Below are 20,226 nucleotides of genomic sequence, written 5' to 3' on the forward strand. Positions count from 1 at the left end.
GAGCCGCTACGCGCCGTCGATCTCCCGGGCCCGCTCGGTCTGCGGCTCGCCGCTCCTGGTGCGGCCCAGCTTGCCCGCCTTGACCGAGGCCGCCAGCACGTCGCAGATCAGCCGGACGCCGAGCAGCGACGTCACGTCCGAGCTGTCGTATGGCGGCGAGACCTCCACCACCTCCATGCCGAGCAGCCCCTCGGCGGCGAAGCGGCGCACCAGCTTGAGCACCTCGCGCGGGTAGAGCCCGCCGGGCTCGGGCCAGCCGGTGCCGGGCGCGAACCCGGGGTCGACGGCGTCGATGTCGAACGACAGGAACACGCCCTCCGCTCCGTTGCTCCAGGCCACCTCCAGCGCCAGGTCGGCGACGGCGTCCAGGCCGTGCTCCTCGACGTCCTCGACCGTGATCACCACCGAGCCGCCCTTGCGCGCCTCCTCGACGCCGGGCCTGGGCACCTGCCAGCCGCCGATGCCGATCTGCACCAGGTTGCCCATGTCGAAGTGGAGCTCGTGCGCCGCCCAGTACCAGGGGGTCGTGTGCATGCGCTCGTCGAGGTCGCGCTTCTGGGTGTCGAGGTGGCGGTCGAAGTGGATGACGCCGATCTTCTTGCCGAACGCGTTCATCACGCCTCTGGCGGTGGGGAACCCGATCGAGTGGTCGCCGCCGAGGATGACCGGGAAGACGCCGTTGGACACGATGTGCTCGATGCCCTTGGTGATCTGGTCGAAGGCCTTCTCCAGGTTGGCGGGGGTGACGAAGATGTCGCCCACGTCCACGATGTCGAGCTGTTCGCGCAGGTCGACGCCCTGTTCGTAGTAGTAGGGCGAGTACAGCGACGAGATGCTGCGCATGCCCTCGGGGCCGAAGCGGGGGCCGGGGCGGTAGGTGGTGCCGGTGTCGAGGGGCACGCCGACGACGGCGACCTCGTGCTGCCCGACGAGCGTGACGTCCTCCAGGTACGGCGTCTTGAGGAAGGTCTTGATGCCGGAGAAGTGCGGCACCTCGCCGCGCTGGAACGTCGAGGCCAGCTCCCGGTCCTGGATGGAGTCGGCCGGAGGCAGGCCGAGGCGGTGGATGCGCCGCAGCTCCTCCTGGTACTTGCGGTCGGTCAGCTCGCGTTCGAGGCGTTTGGCCTTCTCACCGAGGAGGTCGTCAGGATCGATGCCCATGAGGTGTCCCTGCGCCCGGGCCCGACAAGCACAACGCGAAGAAGGGCATGGATTGCGAAAAGCCTCAGCGGGGGCGCAGCCCGCCGAGGGAGACCTCGACGTAGCGCCGCCAGTCGCCCGCGGCGTTGCGGATCACCGCCGCCAGGCCGCAGATGACCATGTTGACGTCCGCGGCGGTCACCTCGGACCCGACCGTGCCGCGTTCGCGGGCCAGGCCGATCAGCTCCGCGATGGCGGCGAGCAGCTCCTCGCGGGTCTCTCCGCGCGGCTCGGCCGAGCCCATCGCCCGCTCGATCACCTCGGACATGCCGCGGTCGCCGGCCAGCACCTCGCCCACGTGGTGCAGGTAGCGGGCCAGCCCGAGGTCCGGGTCTCCGGCGAACCGGCGCGCGGCCTCGGCGAGTTCGGCGGCCCGGTGGTCGGCAACGGCCTCGATCAGGGCCTCCCGGGTGGGGAACTTGCGGTAGAGGGTCCCGACGCCGACGCCCGCCGCCCGCGCGACCTCCGACATCTGCACGTCGTGGCCGCTCTCGGCGAACAACGCGCGTGCCGCTTCCAGGACGCGGTCGCGGTTGCGCTCGGCGTCGGTGCGCGGCTTGCGGCGGGCCTGCGGTGTTGACATCTCGAACGATCCCCTGACTAGACTTCCGTACGGAATCCGGAATCCTTATTCCGATTATGCAGGAAAGGTCGGCATCATGTCGAAACGGGCGGGGGGACGGTCCGGCCAGGCGCTCCTGGTGTGGGGACTGCTGGTGGTGGCCGCGAACCTGCGGCCGAGCCTGACCGGCGTCGGGCCGCTGCTGGATCGCGTCCAGGCCGATCTGGGGCTGGCTCCGGCCGTGGCGGGGCTGCTGACGACGCTGCCGCTGCTGGCGTTCGCGGCGGTGTCACCGGTGGTCCCGCGCATGGCGGCGCGGTGGGGGCCCGAGCGGCTGCTCTGGGGCGCGCTCCTGGTGATGACGTTCGGGATCGCGGTGCGGTGGATCCCGTCGGCCGGCGCCCTGTTCGCCGGGACCGTGCTGATCGGCGCGGGGATCGCGGTGGGCAACGTGATCCTGCCGAGCCTGATCAAGCGCGACTTCCCGGACAGGGTGGGGCTGCTGACCAGCGCGTACGCCACGGTGATGGGCGGTGTCGCCGCGGTGGCCTCCGGCGTCGCGGTGCCGATCGCCGAGGCCGCCCCGGGCGGCTGGTACACCGCGCTGGGCTGCTGGATCGTGCCCGCGCTGGTGGCCGTGGCGCTGTGGTTCCCGCAGGTGCGCGCCGCGCGGCCGGCCGATGGGACGGTCCGCCGGCGGCGGCTGCCGTGGCGCTCGCCGCTCGCCTGGGCGGTCACGGCGTTCATGGGCCTGCAGTCGCTGGGCTTCTACGTCGCCGTGACGTGGCTGCCCCAGGTGTTCCAGGACAGCGGGGTCGGCGCGGCGACGGCCGGGTGGCTGCTGTTCCTCTACCAGGCGGTCGCGCTGGTGACCAGCCTGGCGGTGCCGATCGCGCTGCGGTGGGCGCGCGACCAGCGCGCGGTGGCCGCCGTGAGCTCGGCGGCGTTGCTGACCGGCTATGCCGGGCTGCTGGTGGCGCCCGGCTGGGTGCTGGCGTGGACGGTCGTCCTGGGGCTGGCCGGTGGCGCGTGCCTGGTGCTCGCGCTGGCCTTCCTCAGCCTGCGCGCCCACGACGCGACCGGCGCGGGCGAGCTGTCGGCGATGGCGCAGTCGATCGGCTACCTGGTGGCGGCGGCGGGCCCGGTGGTCTTCGGGCTGCTGCACACCGTCAGCTCCGGGTGGGAGGCGCCGCTCGCGCTGATGTGCGTCGCCGCGACCGGCCAGGTGATCGTCTCGATCGCGGCCGGCCGCGGCACGGTGCCCGCGGCCGGCGCGGACCGGGACCCGCTCGGCGCCGGCGAGCCCCGCTGACGCCCTACTGGGCGGCCTCCTGCACGGCCGCGGTCCGGGCGGCTCCGGCCTGGGCGGCGGTGGCCTGGACGGCGGCGGCCATGGCCTCGTGGCCTGCGGCGTTGGGGTGGAGGCCGACCGAGTCGACGCCCTCCATCGGCTCCATCCACCGCACGCCGAGCGGCTTGCACAGGTCGTGGCCCACCGAGCCGGCGTAGGTGTCGACGTACGTGGCGCCGTTGGCGGCGGCGCGGGCGGCGAGCATGGCGTTGAGGCGCTTCTCCACGTCCCGCAGCCAGGGCGCGTCACCCTTGGCGATGGGGACGGTCGAGTAGCAGTTGCTCCCGTCGTCCGGCATGATCACCGGATAGCCGACGACGAGGACGTCGGCGGCCGGGGAGCGGCGCTTGATCTCCTGGAGCACGGCGTCGACCTTGTCGCCCGTGGCGGCGATCCGCCCGCCGATCGGGTCGATGCCGGCCACGGTGTAGCTGGTCTTGCACGGCGAGCCCCACGGGTTGAGCTTCCCGAGGATGACGCAGCGGGCGATGATGCCGCTGACGTCGATGTCGTTGCCGCCGATCCCCAGCGTGACCAGGCCGGTGTCCAGCCGGAGCGCGTCGAGCTGGGGCGGCGCGGTGCCCTGCGAGGCGGTCATGTGCGCCGTGGTGGCCCCGGCGCAGCTCGCGTCGGTGAACGCGGCCGCGGGTAACCCGGCCGCCGTCAGCGTGGGGTAGTTCCGGTCGGACCGGCCGCAGTTCGCGTCCGTCTGGTTCGGGATTCCGGGGCCCGCGGTGTAGGAGTCGCCGAGGGCCACGTAATGGCCGGTGGCGGCGTGCGCGGGCGGTGCCGCGACGACCGCCGAGGCGAGTGCTGCCGCGAGTGCTGGGGCGATCACGAGGGAGGTGTTCCTGAGCCGTCGGCTGGTTGCGAGCATGGCCACCTTCACTGGACGGGGGGGTGAGGGCAGGAGGCGGCGGACCGCAGTTTCCTACCAGGCGGTAAGTTTTGCCACACGGAGCCCGCAGCGTCAAGATCTGCCCGAGCGGATACGATCGGATCGCAAGCGAGAGGCGGGTGATGGTCCGGTGGCGCAGAGGACGACCGTCTACGACGTCGCCGAGCGCGCGGGCGTCTCCATCGCGACGGTCTCGCACACGTTCCGGCAGCCGGAGCGGGTCCGCCCGGAGACGCGGGAGCTGGTCCTCCAGGCCGCGCGGGTCCTCGGCTACGTGCCGAGCGGCAGCGCGCGCGGGCTGGCGAAGGGCCGCTCGCAGGCGCTCGGCCTGTACGCCTTCGACATGTTCCTGCCGTCCGACCTCAGCGCCCCGGCCCTGGATCTCGACACCCTGGTGGCCAAGGAGCTCGACGGCCTCGGCGACGTGCGGCGCTTCCCTCTCTACGTGGACGAGATCCAGCGCGGCTTCGAGCTGGAGGCGCGGCGGCTGGGCCGTTCGGTGATGCTCGGGTCGGGGGCCAGCCGTGACTCGCTGGGCAGCATCGACCTGGCGGGCAGCGTCGACGGGCTGGCGATCTTCCCCGGCGGCGCGGCGCGTGACCTGCTGGAACACGTGGGGCGCGGCGTCCCGGTGGTGATCTTCAGCAGCCCGCCCATGCACGACCCCCTGCACCACATCACGGTCTCCAACGAGGACGCCGTGCGCGAGCTCGTCGACCACCTGATCGGGCAGCACGGCCATCGGACGCTGGTGTTCCTGGGCGAGCTGGCCGCCCCCGACATCGGCGCCCGGTTCGCCGGGTTCCAGGCGGCGCTGGCCGCGCACGGGCTGCCGGTCCCGGATGAGCCGTTCGACACGACGGCGCTCACCCGTGACAGCCTGCGCTCGCTGCGCGCGGCCATCACGGCCGGCGACCTGCCCGACGCGCTGGTGTGCGCCACCGACCAGCTCGCGCTCACGGTGATCGACCTGCTGGCCCGCCACGGCATCCGGGTGCCGGACGACGTCGCGGTCACAGGCTTCGACGGGATCATCGCCGGCCGGCTCTCCGACCCGACGCTGACCACGGTCAGGCAGCCGTTCGCGTCGATGGGGCGGCTGGCCGTGCGCATCCTGACCGACACGGCCGCCGGGCTCTCCCACCCCACGTCGTACGTGCTTCCGACGCGCACGGTGATCGGCCGTAGCTGCGGGTGTCGCTGAAGAGTTTTATCTCGATTGCGCAATGGGGCTGGCTTCTTGGCTTGTTAAGCGCATAAATTCGCATCCACTCGGGGGAGGCATGCAGGTCAACAGGAAGGAACTGGCCGTGCGATACAGATCGACAGTGGCCGCCCTGGCCGCGATCGTCGCGGCGACGGCGCTCACCGGTTGTGGCCGCGCCGAAGAGGCCGGCGGCGGGCAGGCCCAGCCGTCGTCCACCGTCGCGGCCAAGGCGACCGGCAAGATCACCATGTGGGCGATGGGCAACGAGGGCGAGCTCCTGCCCGAGTTCGTCAAGAAGTTCGAGGCCGACAACCCGGGCGTCACCGTGGACGTGACGGCCATGCCGTGGGACTCGGCCTACCAGAAGTTCCAGACCGCCATCGCCGCCGGGAACGTTCCAGACCTGGCGATGATGCCCGGCCTGCCGGTCTTCAAGGACGCCTTCGCGCCCGTGCCCGACGCCATCGACACCTCCGGCATGTACCCGGGGTCCGTCTCGACGGGCACGATCGACGGGAAGCTCCTCGAAGTGCCCTGGTACGTCGACGTGCGTGCGCTCTACTACCGGACGGACCTGGCCGAGAAGGCAGGCTGGGACAAGCCGCCGGCCACCTGGGAAGAGCTCCAGCAGATGGCCGCCGACCTGCAGAAGAAGGCCGGGGCCAAGTGGGGCATCCGGCTGCCCGCGGGCACGACCGGGTCGTTCCAGTCGGCGCTCTGGATGGCGTGGTCCAACGGCGCCGAGCTCATGAACGCCGACCGCAGCGCCTGGACGCTCGACACCCCGGAGTTCGCCTCCGCCTTCGAGTACCTGGCCTCGTACTTCGAGAAGGGCATCGCCGACCCGAACGCCGACACGGCTCCCGCCGCCGCGGTGAAGGACTTCATGACGGGCGCGACGCCCATGCTCGTCGCCGGCCCGTTCCTGCGCGGCGCCATCGCTCAGGCCGGCGGCGAGAAGTTCGCGAGCATGTACACGACCGTGCCCCTGCCGGCCGGCAAGAGCTCGACCTCGTTCGTCGGCGGCGCGAACCTGGTGGTCTTCAAGGGCGCCAAGAACCCGGACTCCGCCTGGAAGCTGGTGCAGTGGCTCAGCCAGGCCGACACCCAGGCCGCCTGGTACAAGGTCAGCGGCGACCTGCCGTCGATCGAGAGCGCCTGGAAGGACCCGGCCCTCGTCTCCGACCCGACGCTGGCCGCGTTCGCCGAGCAGCTCAAGACCGCCAAGGCGCCGCCGCAGGTCGTCAGCTTCGACAAGGTCGGCGCGGCGGGCGACGCCGCGATCGAGCAGATCGTCAAGGGCGGCAAGCCGGTGTCCGACGCGCTGCGGCAGCTCCAGAAGCAGGCCGACGGCATCGGGGTGTCCTGAGCAGTGTCGCGATCCACACCTTCGACAGCGCCCGGACGGGTGCGCGCGTCCCATGACGTGCGCGCCCGCCGGGCCGGCGGGGCGAACTCCGAGCGCCGCCGCCGGCAGACGCTGATCGCCTGGCTGTTCACCGCGCCCTTCGTGGTCGTCTTCGCGGTGTTCATGATCCTGCCGATCGCCAGCTCGATCGGCTTCTCGTTCACCGACATGACGGCGCAGGACATCCAGTCGCCGTTCAACGTCGATTTCGTGGGGTTCGAGCAGTACGCGAACGTGCTCTCCGACCCCGAGTTCCAGAACGCCGCCTGGGTGACCGCGCTGTTCGTGATCGTCGGCATCCCCGTGACCGTGGCGCTCGGGCTGGGGCTGGCGCTGGCGCTCAACTCCGGCATCCGGCGGCTGCGGCCGATCTACCGCGTCGCCTTCTACGCGCCGGTGGTCACGAGCGTCGTCGCCGTCTCGGTCATCTGGCGCTACATCCTGGCCCGCGACGGCCTGCTGAACATGGTCCTCGCCCTGGTCGGCATCGAGGGTCCCGACTGGCTGAACAGCACCACCTGGGCGCTGCCGTCGCTGATCCTGATGGCCGTCTGGCGCAACACCGGCACCCTGATGATCATCTTCCTGGCGGGGCTGCAGGCCATCCCCACCGACGTCAGGGAGGCCGCGGAGATGGACGGCGCCGGGCGCTGGCGCCGCCTGCGCAGCGTCACGCTGCCGCTGCTGCGGCCCACGATGCTGCTGGGCAGCGTGCTCATCTCGGTCGGCTACCTGCAGTTCTTCGAGGAAGCCTTCGTGATGACGCAGGGCGGCCCGCTCAGCTCCACGCTCTCCATGACGTACTACACGTTCAACACCTTCGGCTTCGGCGACTTCGCCAAGGCGTCCGCAGCGAGCTACATCATGTTCGTCGTCATCGCGGCGGTCAGCATCCTGCAGTTCCGCCTGCTCAGGAGATCGACATGACCAAACTCCTGTCAGCCCGGGCCCTCACGTACGTCGTGCTGACCGCCGGCCTGGTGGCGTGGCTCGCGCCGTTCGCCTGGATGGTGCTGGGCTCGTTCAAGACGCAGGACGAGATCTTCGCCGACCCGCCGACGTGGTGGCCGCAGTCCCCCACCGGAGGCAACTTCACCCGCTGGCTGACCGAGCTGAACTTCGGCACGTTCTTCACCAACAGCCTGGTCGTCGCGGTGATCACCGTGCTCGGCAACCTGCTGTTCTGCTCGATGGTCGGCTACGCGCTGGCCAAGATGGACTTCGCCGGCAAGCGGATCCTGCTCGGCGTCGTCCTGGTGACGATCATGGTGCCGGGCGTGGTGACCTTCGTCCCGCTGTTCGTGATCGTCGCCAAGATGGGCATCCTCGACTCGTACGCGGCCCTGGTCCTGCCGTTCCTCACCCAGCCGGTGGGCGTCTTCCTGATGCGCCAGTTCATGCTGGACATCCCGGACTCGCTGCTGGAGGCGGCACGCATCGACGGCGCGTCCGAGCTGCGGATCTTCACCCGCATCGTGCTCCCGCTGTGCGGGCCCGCGCTGGCGACGCTCGGCATCCTCACCTTCCTCGGCTCGTGGAACAACTTCCTCTGGCCGCTCGTGGCCAGCCAGACCGAGGAGATGTACACGCTGCCGGTCGCGCTCTCGCTCTACTCGACCGGTCAGTACGCGACCGACTACGGCACGCTGCTCGCCGGCGCCGTACTGATCATCACCCCCATCCTGGCCCTGTTCGTGTCCCTGCAGCGCTACTTCGTGCAGGGCATCGCCACCATGGGCCTCAAATGACGACATCCCCGACAGGAGTGAACATGGCGACCCCGCACCCGGTGGCCTTCCCGGACGGCTTCCTCTGGGGGGCCTCGACGGCTGCGCACCAGGTGGAGGGCAACAACGTCGGCAGCGACCTCTGGCACGCGGAGAACGACGGATCGGGAACCCTGCGCGACCGGTCCGGAGACGCCTGCGACAGCTTCCACCGCTGGCCGGAAGACCTCGACATCGCCCGCGACCTCGGCCTCAACGCCTACCGGTTCAGCGTCGAGTGGGCCCGCGTGGTCCCCGCGCCCGGCCACCCCTCGGCGGCGATGCTGGACCATTACCGCCGCGTCATCGAAGGATGCGCCGAGCGCGGCCTGACTCCCGTCGTGACGCTCCACCACTTCACCAACCCCGCGTGGCTGCGCGCCGAGGGCGGCTGGACCTCCGGCGAGGCGCTCACGCACTTCACCGAGTACGTCCGGGCCGTGCTGCCGATCCTCGACGGCGTCCGCTGGGTCTGCACGATCAACGAGCCCAACATGGTCGCCATGATGGTCGCCCGCCGCAGGCACGCCGCCGACGGGGAGGTGCCCGCGTTCGTCGTGCCCGACCCCGGCGTGACCGCCGCGCTGACCCGCGCGCACGAGGCGGCCCGCGAACTGCTCGCGTCCGTCCCCGGGCTCAGATCCGGATGGACGGTGGCGAACCAGAACGTCCAGGACCACGGCGCCGGCCCCGACCGCACCGCCGAGATGTCCTACCTGATCGACGACCAGTACATCGACGTGGCCAAGGGCGACGACTTCCTCGGCGTGCAGGCCTACAGCCGCATGCGCGCGGGCGAGCGGGGCCTGATCGTCCCCGGCCCGGACGACCGGCGCACGATGATGGGCTGGGAGTACTACCCCCGCGCCCTGGAGGACACCGTCCGCCACACCGCCGCCCGGCTCGGCGGCTCGACGCCGCTGCTCGTCACCGAGAACGGCATCGCGACCGGTGACGACGACGAGCGGATCGCGTACACGGGCGAGGCCGTGCTGGGCCTGGCCCACGCGCTGGCCGACGGCATCGACGTGCGCGGCTACCTGCACTGGTCGCTCCTGGACAACTACGAGTGGGGCTCGTGGGAGCCGACCTTCGGCCTCGTCTCGGTCGACCGGACCACGTTCCGGCGTACGGTCAAGCCCAGCGCCCGCTGGTACGCGCGGCTCGTCCGCGACCCGGAGGCGACCCTCCGCCAGGGGGCCGCGTCGTGACCGAGCTGGCCCGGCTCATCGAGGGCGCGGCGGCGCTCGACCCGGGGCACCACGGCGGGCTGCGTCCGCGCCGGCTGCCGCCGTGGGCGCGCGCCCAGCACGACGACACCTGGTTCGAGCTCATGGAGCAGGCGCCCACCGGCGTCTCGCTCCGGTTCACGACCAGCGCGACCCTGCTGACCCTGCGCCTGCACACCCGGTCGGTCCGGCCGGCCGGGGTCGAGCCCGCCCGGCCGCACCTGCTCGCGCTGGTCGTCGACGGCGTGGTGGCCGAGCACGTGGCGATCCCCGAAGGCGACGTCGTCATCATGGACGCCGGCCACCGGATCGCCGGAGCCGAGCGCCGGGGCCCGTCCGACGTGTCGATGGCTCTGGTCCCCGACGGCCGGGAGAAGCACGTCGAGATCCTGCTGCCGCACGACTGCGCGGTCGAAGTCGTCAGCCTGGACGCCGACGCGCCGGTCACGCCCGCGCCGCCCGACGGCGCGCCGCGCTGGATCCACTACGGCAGCTCCATCAGCCACGGGCTGGAGGCGTCCGCCCCCGACCGCACCTGGCCGGCGCGGGTCGCCCTCGCCACCGGCTGGCGGCTGCGCAACCTGTCCTTCGGCGGCAACGCGCAACTGGACCCGTTCGTCGCCCGCATGATCAGGGACGCCCCCGCCGACCTGATCACCCTGAAAGTGGGGATCAACCTCGTGAACGTCGACTCGATGCGCGCCCGGGCGATGCTGCCCGCCGTGCACGGCTTCCTCGACCTGATCCGTGACGGCCATCCGGACACGCCGATCGTCCTCGTCACCGCGATCGCCTGCCCGGCGCACGAGCACACGCCGGGGCCGACGGTCGACCGCGACGGCCGGGCCGCGGGCGCGGTCCGGGCCCTGGAGAGCGACGACGGCGCCCTCACGCTGGCCGGGACCCGGCGCATCCTCGAACGGGCGCGCGCCGACCGCGACGACTCCCATCTGCACCTGGTGGACGGCCGTACGCTGCTGGGCGAGGACGACGCCGGGCTGCTGGGCGACGGCCTGCACCCGACCGAGGAGGGGCTGGGCCTCATCGCCCGGCGCTTCCAAGACACCGTGGCCGGCATTCCGGCGCTGGCCGGGCTGCTGGGGGGCCGCCGATGACCCCGCCTGCGCTGGTGCCGTGGCCGCACGCGGTCACGCTTGACGACACCACGACGACGGTCCTCGACCCCGCCCGCGTCGTCATCGAGGCGGAGGCCCCGCTGGAGGCGGCCCGCGACTGGCTCCGGGCCGAGCTCGCCCGCACCGCCGGGACCGGCGACGCGCCGCCGCTGCGCATCACGCTCCGGCTCGGGGCGGCCCCCGCCGACGTGCCGCCCGCCGACGGCATCGCCCCGGACGAGGCCGCGCCCGACGAGCGGCACACGATCACGATCGCCCCCGGCGAGGTCACGGTGACCGGGCCGACCCCCCAGGCGGTCCTGCGCGGCGCCGCGACGCTCGTCCAGCTCGCGGAGGGCTCGGCCGGCCGGCTGCCCGTGGGCCGGATCGCCGACGGGCCCCGCCTGGCGTGGCGCGGGCTGATGGTCGACGTCGTACGGCACCCGTTCGGCGTGGACGAGATCCGCCGCGTCGTCGACCTGCTGACCCGCTACAAGCTGAACGTGCTGCACCTGCACCTCACCGACTCCGACGGCTGGCGGCTGCAGTCCGCGGCCCGCCCGGGGCTGGACGCGACCTCGCCCGGCGAGCTGATCACCCGGCGCGACCTGGACGAGCTGACGGCGTTCGCCGAGACGCGCGGGGTGACGATCCTGCCCGAGGTCGACCTGCCCGGCCACTCGCTCGCCGCCACCCGCGCCTATCCGGAGCTCACCGAGGGCGGGATGGCCGCCCGGCTGGGCTACGTGGACCCCGCGGCGCCGGGGGCCGAGTCGTTCATCGCCGAGACCGTCACCGAGTTCGTCCAGGCGTCCCGCGCCCGGTTCGTCCACATCGGCGGCGACGAGCCGTTCGGCATGCCGTTCGAGGCGTACACCAGGGCGGTCGGCCTGGCCGTCCGCGCGGCGCACGCGGCCGGCAGCCGGGTGGTCGCCTGGCAGGAGGCGGTACGCGCCGGCGCGCTCGGCCCCGGCGACCTCGTGCAGCTGTGGATCGGCGCGGAGACGAGCATCGACGCCGACGCGAAGAAGGCCGAGCTGCCGGAGTCCGCGCACCGGTTCGTCGACCAGCTGGTGGAGCTGTTCGCGCTCGCGCCCGGCGACGGCCCCGCCGCCGCGGCCGCCGGGCTGCCGGTGCTCCTCTCGTCCAGCGACGTGCTCTACCTCGACCGCCCCTACGCGGAACCCGCCGCCGACGCCGACGGGGAGGCGCGCCGGGCCCGGCTCGGCTTCCGCGACTACCCGGCCAAGACCCTCCGGCAGATGTTCGACTGGACCCCCGAATCGCTGGTGGCGGGGCTGGACGTGCGCATCGCCGGCGTGGAGGCGGCGATCTGGTCGGAGACCGTCGACGGCTTCGACGACCTGGCGTTCCTGCTGCTCCCCCGCCTCCCGGCCGCGGCGGAACGGGCCTGGACGCGCGAGCCGACGACCTGGGAGGACCACAGCTCACGCCTGCGACCGCACGCCGGCACCTGGCAGGCGACCGGCTGGGGCGCGGCGTACCGGCCCGCCCACTGGTAGCCGGGGGTCACCAGGCCCAGGCGGGGTCACCAGGCCCAGGCGGGGTTGCCGGTGGCGGCCTGGGAGGCCGCCCACAGCCGCTCGCGGGCCGGCTCGTCGTAGGCGAAGGCCGGCGCGCGGACCGGGCGCAGGTCCTCGTCCACGTACGGGCCGGGCAGGGGTCCGTCGCCGGTGGCCAGGCGGGCGTAGGTGTCGCCGAGGCGCTCGGCGGGGACGGCCATGCGGTTCTTCGGCGCGTACAGGGTGCGCAGCAGCCACGGCATGGCGGCCACCCGGCCGGCGTCGAGCCGGACGGCGGGAACGCGCACGCAGGCGACCTCCAGGCGACCCGCACCCTTTTGTGCCCTCTCGGCCTTCTCCTCCTTCTCGGCCTTCTCCGCCCTCTCGGCCAGGGTCATGGTTGTCATGATCTGGGCGAGTTTGGCGTGGTAGTACGCGCGGGTCGGGGTGAACCAGCTCGGATCGTCGAGCTGGTCGAACCGGATGCGGATGCGCGGCATCGAGAGCAGCCCCTTGCTGGCCACGTTGATCACCCGCGGGCGGGCGGCGGCGGCGAGCAGCGGGCTGAGGCGGGCGGTGAGCAGGAAGGGGCCCAGGTGGTTGGTGGCCCAGAACAGCTCGTGGCCGTCGGCGGTGAAGCGGGGCTCGCGCAGCGTCTGGTCGAAGACGGCGGCGTTGTTGACGAGCACGTCGAGGTGGCCGGCGGTCCGGGTGAGCTGGTCGGCGGCGGCCTCGATGGAGTCCGGGGACGACAGGTCCGCCTGGACGAGGGTGGCCGGGTGCGCGGCGTGGGCGTTGATCTCGGCCAGCGCGGCGCGGCCTCGGTCGAGGTCCCGACAGAGCGCCAGCACGTGGTGGCCGGCGGCGGCGAGGGTGCGGGCGGCGCGCAGGCCGATCCCGGAGTTGGCGCCGGTGATGGCGATGGACAGCATGCCGGGGATTCTATTCTGTTCGGAACGATCCGAACAGAATAGAATCGAGGGGTGGCCGGTGCTGAGGAGTTCGTGGAGAGTGCGGGGCTTTACTTCGAGCGGCTGGGGCTCAGCCGCACGGCGGGGCGGGTCATCGGCGTGCTGCTGGTCGATCCGGACGACTCCGCCGACGCCCCAGGGCTGTGCGACCGGCTCGGCGTGGCCAAGAGCAGCATGAGCGTGGCCCTCGGCCAGCTCGAACGCGGCGGGCTCGTCGAACGCTTCCGGCCGCCCCGGGGCCGCCGCGACCACTACCGGCTGACGGAGGACGTGTTCGGGCGCGCGTTCCGGGCGAAGATGGCGGAGTTCTCCGCGTTCGCCCAACTCGCCGAGCAGGGCCTGGCCGTGGCCGGGGACAACCCCGCGAGCCGGGCCAGGCTGGAGCGGATGCGCGACCTGTACGGCTTCATGGGCCGCGAGTTCCCCAAGCTCCTCGACCAGTGGGAGCGCGAACGCCCCTGACCCACGAGGCTCGTGGTCGAGGCCGGGGCAATGCGGGTATGGCCTGCGTGGAGGGGCTTCACAGTTCGGGGGACATCATGACAGAGCAGAGGCCGACGAGCCCGTTGGGGTCGGTGCCGCCTCGGGTGTGGGTGGCGTTGGCGCTCCTGGTGCTGGCGATCGTGTTCATCCTGCAGAACCGGCAGGATGCGGCGATCCAGTTGTTCATGATCGTGGTGACCGCGCCGTTGTGGATCACGCTGGTGGTGTGCGTGGGCATCGGGATGCTGATCGGCGCGCTGATGAGCCGCAGGGGCGGGCGCCGGCGCTGACGCAGGCGGTCCGAGGCGAGGCGGTCATCGATCAGTTTTCGAGAAGCGGCCCGTCTCCCTGCCTCCCTAACATGAGAGTCACCCAGAAGGACATGTACGGGAGGAACCTCGCAATGGCGAACACCAACGACACCAAGGACAAGACCGGCGGCACCGGGTTCGAGGGCTTCTCGGACGAGGAGCGGGCCGCGATGAAGGAGCACGCCCAGGAGCTCAAGAAGGCCGCCCGCCGCGGCTCGCGCGCCACCAAGGCCGACGGCGAGAGCGACGTCCTCGCCAAGATCGCCGAAATGCAGGACTCCGACCGCTTCCTGGCCGAGCGCATCCACGACCTCGTCAAGACCAACGCCCCCGCCCTCACCCCCAAGCTCTGGTACGGGATGCCGGCGTACGCCAGGAACGGCAAGATCGTCTGCTTCTTCCAGAGCGCGCAGAAGTTCAAGTCGAGGTACGCGACGCTCGGCTTCAACGACGACGCGCGGCTGGACGACGGCAACATGTGGGCCACCGCCTTCGCCCTGACCGACCTGACCCCGGACGACGAGGCCCGCATCGCCCGGATCGTCAAGCAGGCAGTGGCCGAGGACTGACCACCCGTAAAACGCAAGCTTGCTTTTCCTTTATTCCGCCCTTGCCGGGCTGCCGACGGAATTCAATGACGCGCCTGAGGGCGCGGGATCCCTGACAAAGATTTTCCGATATGCCACTATCTGTCGGGTGACAATGGGGGATCCTCGGGAGCAGATTCCCGGCTACCAGCTCATCGAGCCCGTGGGCCAGGGCGGTTTCGCCGTGGTCTACCGCGCCCTGCACGAGCGGGTCGGCCGGGTGGTCGCCGTGAAGATCCTGTCGGTGGCCGACGTGGACGAGCGGGCGCTGCGCAACTTCCGGCGGGAGCTGGAGGTCATGGGGCGGCTGAGCGACCATCCGAACATCGTGGCCGCGCTCGACACCGGCACGACCGCCGCCGGCCGGCCGTACATCGTCATGGACTTCCACGAAGGCGGGAGCCTCCACAGCCGGGCGGGAGCGCTCCCGCCGCACGAGGTGCTGCGGATCGGCGTCAAGGTGGCGGGCGCGCTCGCGGCCGTGCACGACGCCGGGGTCTTCCACGGCGACATCAAGCCGCAGAACATCCTCGTCTCCAAGTACGGCGAGCCCGCGCTGGCCGACTTCGGCGTGGCCCGCATGCTGGACGTGGGGCAGCTCTCGTCCAACACGCTCACGTTCACCCCGCACCACGCGGCGCCGGAGGTGCTCAACGGCTCGCCGCAGAACGTGCGCTCGGACGTGTACGCGCTCGGGTCGACGCTCTACCAGTTGCTGGCCGGGCGGCCCGCCTACCATGATCCGGCCGATGCCGGGGTGGCGCCGCTGCTGCTCAGGGTGCTCAGGCAGCCGTTGCCGCCGCTGCCGGAGCACGCCGTTCCCGCGCCGCTGCGCGTCCTGGTCGAGCGGGCGATGTCCAAGGACCCGGGCGGGCGGCCGCAGGACGCCTGGGCCTTCGTCCGGGAGTTGCAGCAGGTGCAGCGGGCGCTCGCGCTCCCGGTGACCGAGCCGGCGACCGCCGTCCCGCCACCGGCCCCCGCACCACCACACCCCGTCGGCCCCACCCCGCAGACCCTCGGCCCCACGCCGCACGGCCCGCCCCCACCCGGCCCGCAGACACCGGTCAGCGCGCCACACGTTCCCGGCAGCGCACCGCAGGCCCCCGGCAGCGGGCCGGTGCCCGGGATGCCCGGCCCGCCGTCGTACGCCCATCAGGACCAACCGCTCCACACCAGGCCGAGCCGCAGGTCGTCGCGGCGCTGGGTGGTCGCGGGGGCCGCCGTGGTCACCGCGTCGGCCGCCGCCGTGGCCGCCGTCCATCTCACCGGCGGGTTCGCCCCCGCGACGGCGGTGCCCACCGCCACCGTCACACCCGGCGCCCTCGCCGTCGCCACCGCTACCGAGCCCGTCGTGCCCGCGTCGAGCTCGGCCTCGCCCGAGCCGTCGGCGAAGGCCGGCAAGCCCACCCTCGCCAAGGTCTCCCTCTCGACAGACGCGAAGGTCCACGCGCCGGGCCAGACGTTCCGCCTCAAGGTGACCGGCCGCCTGTCGAACGGCCGCCCGGCCCGCCTGGCCCGCGCGGACCTGGACTTCCACAGCGCCGACCCGCGCGTGGCCACCGTCAGCCCTGACGGCCAGGTGACGGTGCTGAAGGAGGGCCGGGTCCGCATCACGGTCAAGGTGACGATGAACGGCTCGGCCAAGGTGGCCGCGCTCCCCCTGACGGTCGGGTCCAAGGCGACCCCGGAGCCGGAGGCCGAGCCGGAGAGCGGCCCCCGGACGCTGCGGGTGCCCGCCACGCTGACGAACATGGTCCGGGGCGGCGGCTACTCCGCCAAGTCGTTCCCCGCCTGCCAGGTCTGCAAGGTCAAGAACGGCAACCCGGGCTTCTACCGCGAGACGTACTTCCGCTTCGACCTCAGCCGGGTCAAGGTTAAGCCGGACCGGATCGCCTCCGTCGTGCTGCACGCGCACATGCGGGTCGACGACTCGGTCGACACTCAGGGCGCGGCGATGGCGTACGCGATGGGCAACGGCTGGAACGCCGGGGTCACCTTCGACACGCGCCCGCAGCTCGGGGCGCAGCTCGGCGAGTTCCCGGCAGTGGGCGTGAACGGCGCCTGGGTGAAGCTGAACCTCACCGGCTACTTCCGGCCGAAGGTCGGCGGCCCGGCGAGCGTGGGGCTGGCGGAGTCGGGCGGGGTGGGCACGGCGATCGGCGGCCTGGGCTCGGGGACCGTCCCGTACCTGGTGATCACCACTCGGTAGGGTGGGCGTCCATGGCAGAGACCAGGACTCCTCCGATCTTCGACGGTGACGAGCGCGCGATCCTCTACAGCTGGCTCGACTGGCATCGTGAGACGCTGGCCGCCAAGTGCGCGGGCCTGTCGGAGGAGCAGCTCAGGCGGCGCGCGGTGCCGCCGTCGGGGATGTCGCTGCTGGGGCTGGTGCGGCACATGGCGCACGTGGAGCGGGCCTGGTTCCGGCGGATGATCGACGACGAGGACGTGCCGCTGCTCTACGGCAAGCAGGAGCGCCAGGACGCCGACTTCGAGGACGTGGACGACGCCTCGGCCGAGGAGGCGTTCGCCACCTGGCGGGCGGAGATCGAGCGGGCCCGGCAGGTGTCGGCGGCGCTGCCGCTGGACGCGATCGCCAAGCGGCGGCGCGACGGCAACGAGGTGTCCCACCGGCGCATCCTGGTTCACCTGATCCAGGAGTACGCGCGCCACAACGGCCATGCCGACCTGCTGCGTGAGCGCATCGACGGCGTGACCGGCGAGTAGCGCGGCGGTGATTGCCGCGCCGCCCATGCCGGACTTGGATGGCTCTACGCCGACATGGGAGGGGCCGACCTTGATCGATCGTCGACTGGACCATCTGCTGTACGCGGTGCCCGATCTGACCGCGGCCGTGGCCGAGTTCGGTGACAGGACCGGCGTGACCCCGGTGGCGGGCGGCAGCCATCCGGGCGGCACCGCGAACTACCTGGTCGGACTGGGACCGTCCGCGTACCTGGAGATCATCGGGCCGGACCCGGCGGCCGACCCGGCGACGCGGCGGCGGGCGGCCGAGCTGGAGCTGCTCGACGTGCCCCGGCTGGCGGGGTGGGCGGTGCACCCCGACGACATCGGGGCGGCCGTACGGCAGGCGCGGGCGCGGGGGTACGACCCGGGCGACGTGGAGCCGATGTCGCGCCGGACCCCCGACGGGCGGCTGCTGGAGTGGCGGCTGACCCGCTGGGACGAGCCGGGGCGGGTGGATCCGGTGCCGTTCCTCATCGACTGGGGCGCCACGCCGCATCCGGCCGCGTCGGGGCTTCCGCAGGTGAAGCTGACGGCCTTCAGGGCGACCGTGCCGGAGCCGCCGCTGCTGCTGGCCCGGCTGCGCGCCCTGGACGTGGAGCTGGACGTCGAGGCGGGGGCGCCCGTGGCGCTCCATGCGGTCCTGGAGAGCCCGCTCGGGCGCGTGGAACTGACCTGACGGGGGCGAACGCGTTGGCGGCCGGGCCGCCGAGCCGCAAGAATGGCGCGATGAGCGCTGCTGACAGCACGGAGGCCGACTGGGTCTCCCGATTCGCGGACGAGGTCATCTCCGAGGCGGAGCGTCGCGCGCCGGGCAAACCGATCGTGTGCGCCTCGGGGCTGAGCCCGTCGGGGCCGATTCACCTGGGCAACCTGCGCGAGGTGATGACCCCGCACCTGGTGGCCGACGAGATCAGGCGGCGCGGCCACGCGTGCGTCCACCTGCTGTCGTGGGACGACTACGACCGCTTCCGCCGCGTCCCCGCGGGGGTCGACCCGTCGTGGGCCGAGCACATCGGCAAGCCGCTGAGCTCGGTGCCCGCGCCTCCCGGCAGCCCGTACGGGTCCTGGGCTGAGCACTTCAAGGCGCCGATGGAGGCCGCGCTGGCCGAGCTGGGCGTCGAATACCGGGGCATCAGCCAGACCGAGCAGTACACCTCGGGCGCCTACCGGGAGCAGATCCTGCTGGCGATGCGCGAGCGGGAGCGGATCGACGCCGTCCTGGCCCGCTACCGGTCGCAGCAGCGCGAGGGCTATTTCCCGTACAAGCCCTACTGCGAGCTGTGCGAGCGCGACCTGACCACGGTGACCGCCTACGACGACGACAGCACGGAGCTGGCCTACACGTGCGAGTGCGGGTTCGGCGAGACGGTGCGGCTGGCCGAGCACGACCGGGGCAAGCTGGTGTGGAAGGTCGACTGGCCGATGCGGTGGGCGTACGAGGGGGTGGTGTTCGAGCCGTCCGGCGTCGACCACCACTCGCCCGGGTCGGCGTGGATCGTCGGCGGGCAGATCGTCGGCGAGGTGTTCGGCGGCGAGCAGCCGATCGGGCCGATGTACGCGTTCGTCGGCATCACCGGCATGGCCAAGATGAGCAGCTCCAAGGGTGACGTGCCGACTCCGGCCGACGCGCTGGAGATCATGGAGGCGCCGGTGCTGCGCTGGCTGTACGCGCGCCGCAAGCCCTCGCAGTCCTTCAAGATCGCCTTCGACCAGGAGATCCAGCGGCTCTACGACGAGTGGGACGCGCTCGGCCGCAAGGTCGCCGGCGGCGAGGCGCAGCCCGCCGAGCTGGCGGCGCACGGCCGGGCGGTGCGCACGGCGGCCGGGCCGCTGCCGGTGACGCCGCGACCGGTCGCCTACCGCACGCTGGCCTCCATCGCCGACGTCACGACCGGCGACGCCGCGCAGATCCTGCGCATCCTCGGCGACGTCGACGCGATCGGCTCGCTGGAGGAGGCGCGGCCCCGGCTCGACCGGGCGCAGCGGTGGATCGACACGCAGGTGCCTGCCGAGCAGCGCACCCGCGTGCGCGAGGCCCCCGACGCCGAGCTGCTGGACTCGCTCGGCGAGGCCGAACGCGAGGCCCTGGCCATGCTGGTCGACGGCCTCGACGCGCACTGGTCGCTCGACGGGCTGACCACGCTGGTGTACGGGGTGCCGAAGCGCCAGGCGGGCCTGGACCCCGACGCCAAGCCGACGCCCGAGGTGAAGGCGGCCCAGCGGGCCTTCTTCGCGCTGCTCTACCGGCTGCTGGTGGGCCGCGACACCGGGCCCAGGCTGCCCACGCTGCTGATGGCGGTGGGGGCCGACCGGGTGCGGAAGCTGGTCGGGGCGTGACCGCGTTCCTGATCACCGGGATCTCCGCGTCGGGCAAGTCCACGGTGGCGCAGGCGCTGGCCGAGCGGCTGCCGAAGGCGGCGCACGTACGCGGCGACGCCTTCCGGCGGATGGTGGTCAGCGGCGGCGTCGGCATGACGCCCGACCAGCCGGAGGAGGCCGTACGCCAGCTCCGCCTGCGCTACCGGATCGCGGCGGCGGCGGCCGACCTGTATGCCGGCGAGGGGTTCACCGCGGTCGTCCAGGACGTGGTGCTCGGCGCGGACCTGAAGCTGTTCGCCGGGCTGATCCGCACCCGCCCGCTGCACGTGGTGGTGCTGGCCCCGAGCGCGGCCGTCGTCGAGCGGCGCGAGCGCGAGCGGGCCAAGACCGGCTACGGGGCGTGGACGGTCGCCGAGCTCGACGCGGCACTGCGCCGCGACACGCCCCGCCTGGGGCTGTGGCTCGACACCTCCGCGCAGACGCCGGCGCAGACGGTGGACGAGATCCTGGCCAGGGCCGCAGAGGCGCGCGTCTAGCGAGCCGACTCG

At 72.5% G+C, this 20,226-nt stretch carries 20 protein-coding genes; 16 read left to right on the forward strand and 4 right to left on the reverse strand.

Annotated features, from left to right (window positions below; translation table 11 throughout):
• Positions 1 to 6: 6 nt before the first annotated feature.
• Complete coding sequence (locus tag ACBI99_RS16840; RefSeq protein ID WP_219499054.1) at positions 7 to 1,161, reverse strand: agmatinase family protein; 1,155 nt, start codon at positions 1,159 to 1,161, stop codon at positions 7 to 9.
• Between the two features lie 64 nt (positions 1,162 to 1,225).
• Positions 1,226 to 1,783: a helix-turn-helix domain-containing protein gene (locus tag ACBI99_RS16845; protein ID WP_357584924.1), complete on the reverse strand. Its 558-nt coding sequence runs from the start codon at positions 1,781 to 1,783 to the stop codon at positions 1,226 to 1,228.
• A 76-nt stretch (positions 1,784 to 1,859) separates the two neighbouring features.
• On the opposite strand from ACBI99_RS16845, the gene ACBI99_RS16850 reads away from it, so the two are divergent.
• Positions 1,860 to 3,074, forward strand: coding sequence for a CynX/NimT family MFS transporter (locus tag ACBI99_RS16850; protein WP_375072657.1), 1,215 nt, complete (start codon positions 1,860 to 1,862; stop codon positions 3,072 to 3,074).
• Between the two features lie 4 nt (positions 3,075 to 3,078).
• Here the strand turns inward: ACBI99_RS16850 and ACBI99_RS16855 are convergent, their stop codons facing one another.
• Complete coding sequence (locus ACBI99_RS16855) at positions 3,079 to 3,990, reverse strand: SGNH/GDSL hydrolase family protein (protein ID WP_375072658.1); 912 nt, start codon at positions 3,988 to 3,990, stop codon at positions 3,079 to 3,081.
• A gap of 151 nt (positions 3,991 to 4,141) precedes the next feature.
• Here ACBI99_RS16855 and ACBI99_RS16860 point away from each other — a divergent pair, with 151 nt between their 5' ends.
• The 7 genes from ACBI99_RS16860 (at position 4,142) to ACBI99_RS16890 (ending at position 12,259) form a co-directional block, all read left to right on the forward strand.
• The gene (locus ACBI99_RS16860; protein WP_375072659.1) at positions 4,142 to 5,215 is read left to right on the forward strand and encodes a LacI family DNA-binding transcriptional regulator; all 1,074 of its coding nucleotides are present in this window, start codon (positions 4,142 to 4,144) and stop codon (positions 5,213 to 5,215) included.
• A 106-nt stretch (positions 5,216 to 5,321) separates the two neighbouring features.
• Positions 5,322 to 6,587 (forward strand): extracellular solute-binding protein, encoded by a 1,266-nt coding sequence (locus tag ACBI99_RS16865; RefSeq protein WP_375072660.1) that lies wholly within the window; start codon positions 5,322 to 5,324, stop codon positions 6,585 to 6,587.
• Positions 6,588 to 6,626: 39 nt separating this feature from the next.
• Positions 6,627 to 7,553, forward strand: coding sequence for a sugar ABC transporter permease (locus ACBI99_RS16870; protein ID WP_357584930.1), 927 nt, complete (start codon positions 6,627 to 6,629; stop codon positions 7,551 to 7,553).
• Positions 7,550 to 8,374 (forward strand): carbohydrate ABC transporter permease, encoded by an 825-nt coding sequence (locus ACBI99_RS16875; RefSeq protein ID WP_219499031.1) that lies wholly within the window; start codon positions 7,550 to 7,552, stop codon positions 8,372 to 8,374. Before ACBI99_RS16870 ends, ACBI99_RS16875 begins: the two co-directional genes overlap by 4 nt.
• A 23-nt stretch (positions 8,375 to 8,397) precedes the next feature.
• Positions 8,398 to 9,603: a glycoside hydrolase family 1 protein gene (locus ACBI99_RS16880; RefSeq protein WP_375072661.1), complete on the forward strand. Its 1,206-nt coding sequence runs from the start codon at positions 8,398 to 8,400 to the stop codon at positions 9,601 to 9,603.
• The gene (locus tag ACBI99_RS16885; RefSeq protein WP_375072662.1) at positions 9,600 to 10,736 is read left to right on the forward strand and encodes an SGNH/GDSL hydrolase family protein; all 1,137 of its coding nucleotides are present in this window, start codon (positions 9,600 to 9,602) and stop codon (positions 10,734 to 10,736) included. The genes ACBI99_RS16880 and ACBI99_RS16885 overlap by 4 nt, the downstream gene beginning before the upstream one ends.
• On the forward strand, positions 10,733 to 12,259 hold the full coding sequence (locus tag ACBI99_RS16890) for a family 20 glycosylhydrolase (RefSeq protein WP_375072663.1): 1,527 nt from the start codon (positions 10,733 to 10,735) through the stop codon (positions 12,257 to 12,259). The genes ACBI99_RS16885 and ACBI99_RS16890 overlap by 4 nt, the downstream gene beginning before the upstream one ends.
• Before the next feature lie 26 nt (positions 12,260 to 12,285).
• Here the strand turns inward: ACBI99_RS16890 and ACBI99_RS16895 are convergent, their stop codons facing one another.
• A complete protein-coding gene (locus ACBI99_RS16895) occupies positions 12,286 to 13,191 on the reverse strand; it encodes an SDR family NAD(P)-dependent oxidoreductase (RefSeq protein WP_375072664.1) in 906 nt (301 codons plus the stop codon).
• A 51-nt stretch (positions 13,192 to 13,242) separates the two neighbouring features.
• On the opposite strand from ACBI99_RS16895, the gene ACBI99_RS16900 reads away from it, so the two are divergent.
• From ACBI99_RS16900 to ACBI99_RS16935, 8 genes are all read left to right on the forward strand, one after another.
• Positions 13,243 to 13,692 carry a GbsR/MarR family transcriptional regulator gene (locus ACBI99_RS16900; protein ID WP_219499016.1) on the forward strand — a complete coding sequence of 150 codons (450 nt, stop codon included), beginning with the start codon at positions 13,243 to 13,245 and terminating at the stop codon, positions 13,690 to 13,692.
• Between the two features lie 77 nt (positions 13,693 to 13,769).
• Positions 13,770 to 14,003, forward strand: coding sequence for a LapA family protein (locus ACBI99_RS16905; protein WP_219499012.1), 234 nt, complete (start codon positions 13,770 to 13,772; stop codon positions 14,001 to 14,003).
• 113 nt (positions 14,004 to 14,116) lie between these two features.
• Positions 14,117 to 14,593, forward strand: a complete 477-nt coding sequence (locus tag ACBI99_RS16910; RefSeq protein ID WP_246643613.1) for an iron chaperone — start codon at positions 14,117 to 14,119, stop codon at positions 14,591 to 14,593.
• Positions 14,594 to 14,726: 133 nt separating this feature from the next.
• Positions 14,727 to 16,820: a protein kinase gene (locus tag ACBI99_RS16915; RefSeq protein WP_375072691.1), complete on the forward strand. Its 2,094-nt coding sequence runs from the start codon at positions 14,727 to 14,729 to the stop codon at positions 16,818 to 16,820.
• A gap of 11 nt (positions 16,821 to 16,831) precedes the next feature.
• Complete coding sequence (locus ACBI99_RS16920; protein WP_219499007.1) at positions 16,832 to 17,338, forward strand: DinB family protein; 507 nt, start codon at positions 16,832 to 16,834, stop codon at positions 17,336 to 17,338.
• Between the two features lie 70 nt (positions 17,339 to 17,408).
• Positions 17,409 to 18,035 (forward strand): VOC family protein, encoded by a 627-nt coding sequence (locus ACBI99_RS16925; RefSeq protein WP_357584940.1) that lies wholly within the window; start codon positions 17,409 to 17,411, stop codon positions 18,033 to 18,035.
• Between the two features lie 50 nt (positions 18,036 to 18,085).
• Positions 18,086 to 19,696, forward strand: coding sequence for a lysine--tRNA ligase (lysS, locus tag ACBI99_RS16930; protein ID WP_375072665.1), 1,611 nt, complete (start codon positions 18,086 to 18,088; stop codon positions 19,694 to 19,696).
• Positions 19,693 to 20,214, forward strand: coding sequence for an AAA family ATPase (locus ACBI99_RS16935; protein WP_219499003.1), 522 nt, complete (start codon positions 19,693 to 19,695; stop codon positions 20,212 to 20,214). Before lysS ends, ACBI99_RS16935 begins: the two co-directional genes overlap by 4 nt.
• The last annotated feature ends 12 nt before the right edge of the window (positions 20,215 to 20,226 follow it).

This window comes from Nonomuraea sp. ATR24 (assembly GCF_041950485.1).
Classification (GTDB): Bacteria; Actinomycetota; Actinomycetes; order Streptosporangiales; family Streptosporangiaceae; genus Nonomuraea; species Nonomuraea ceibae.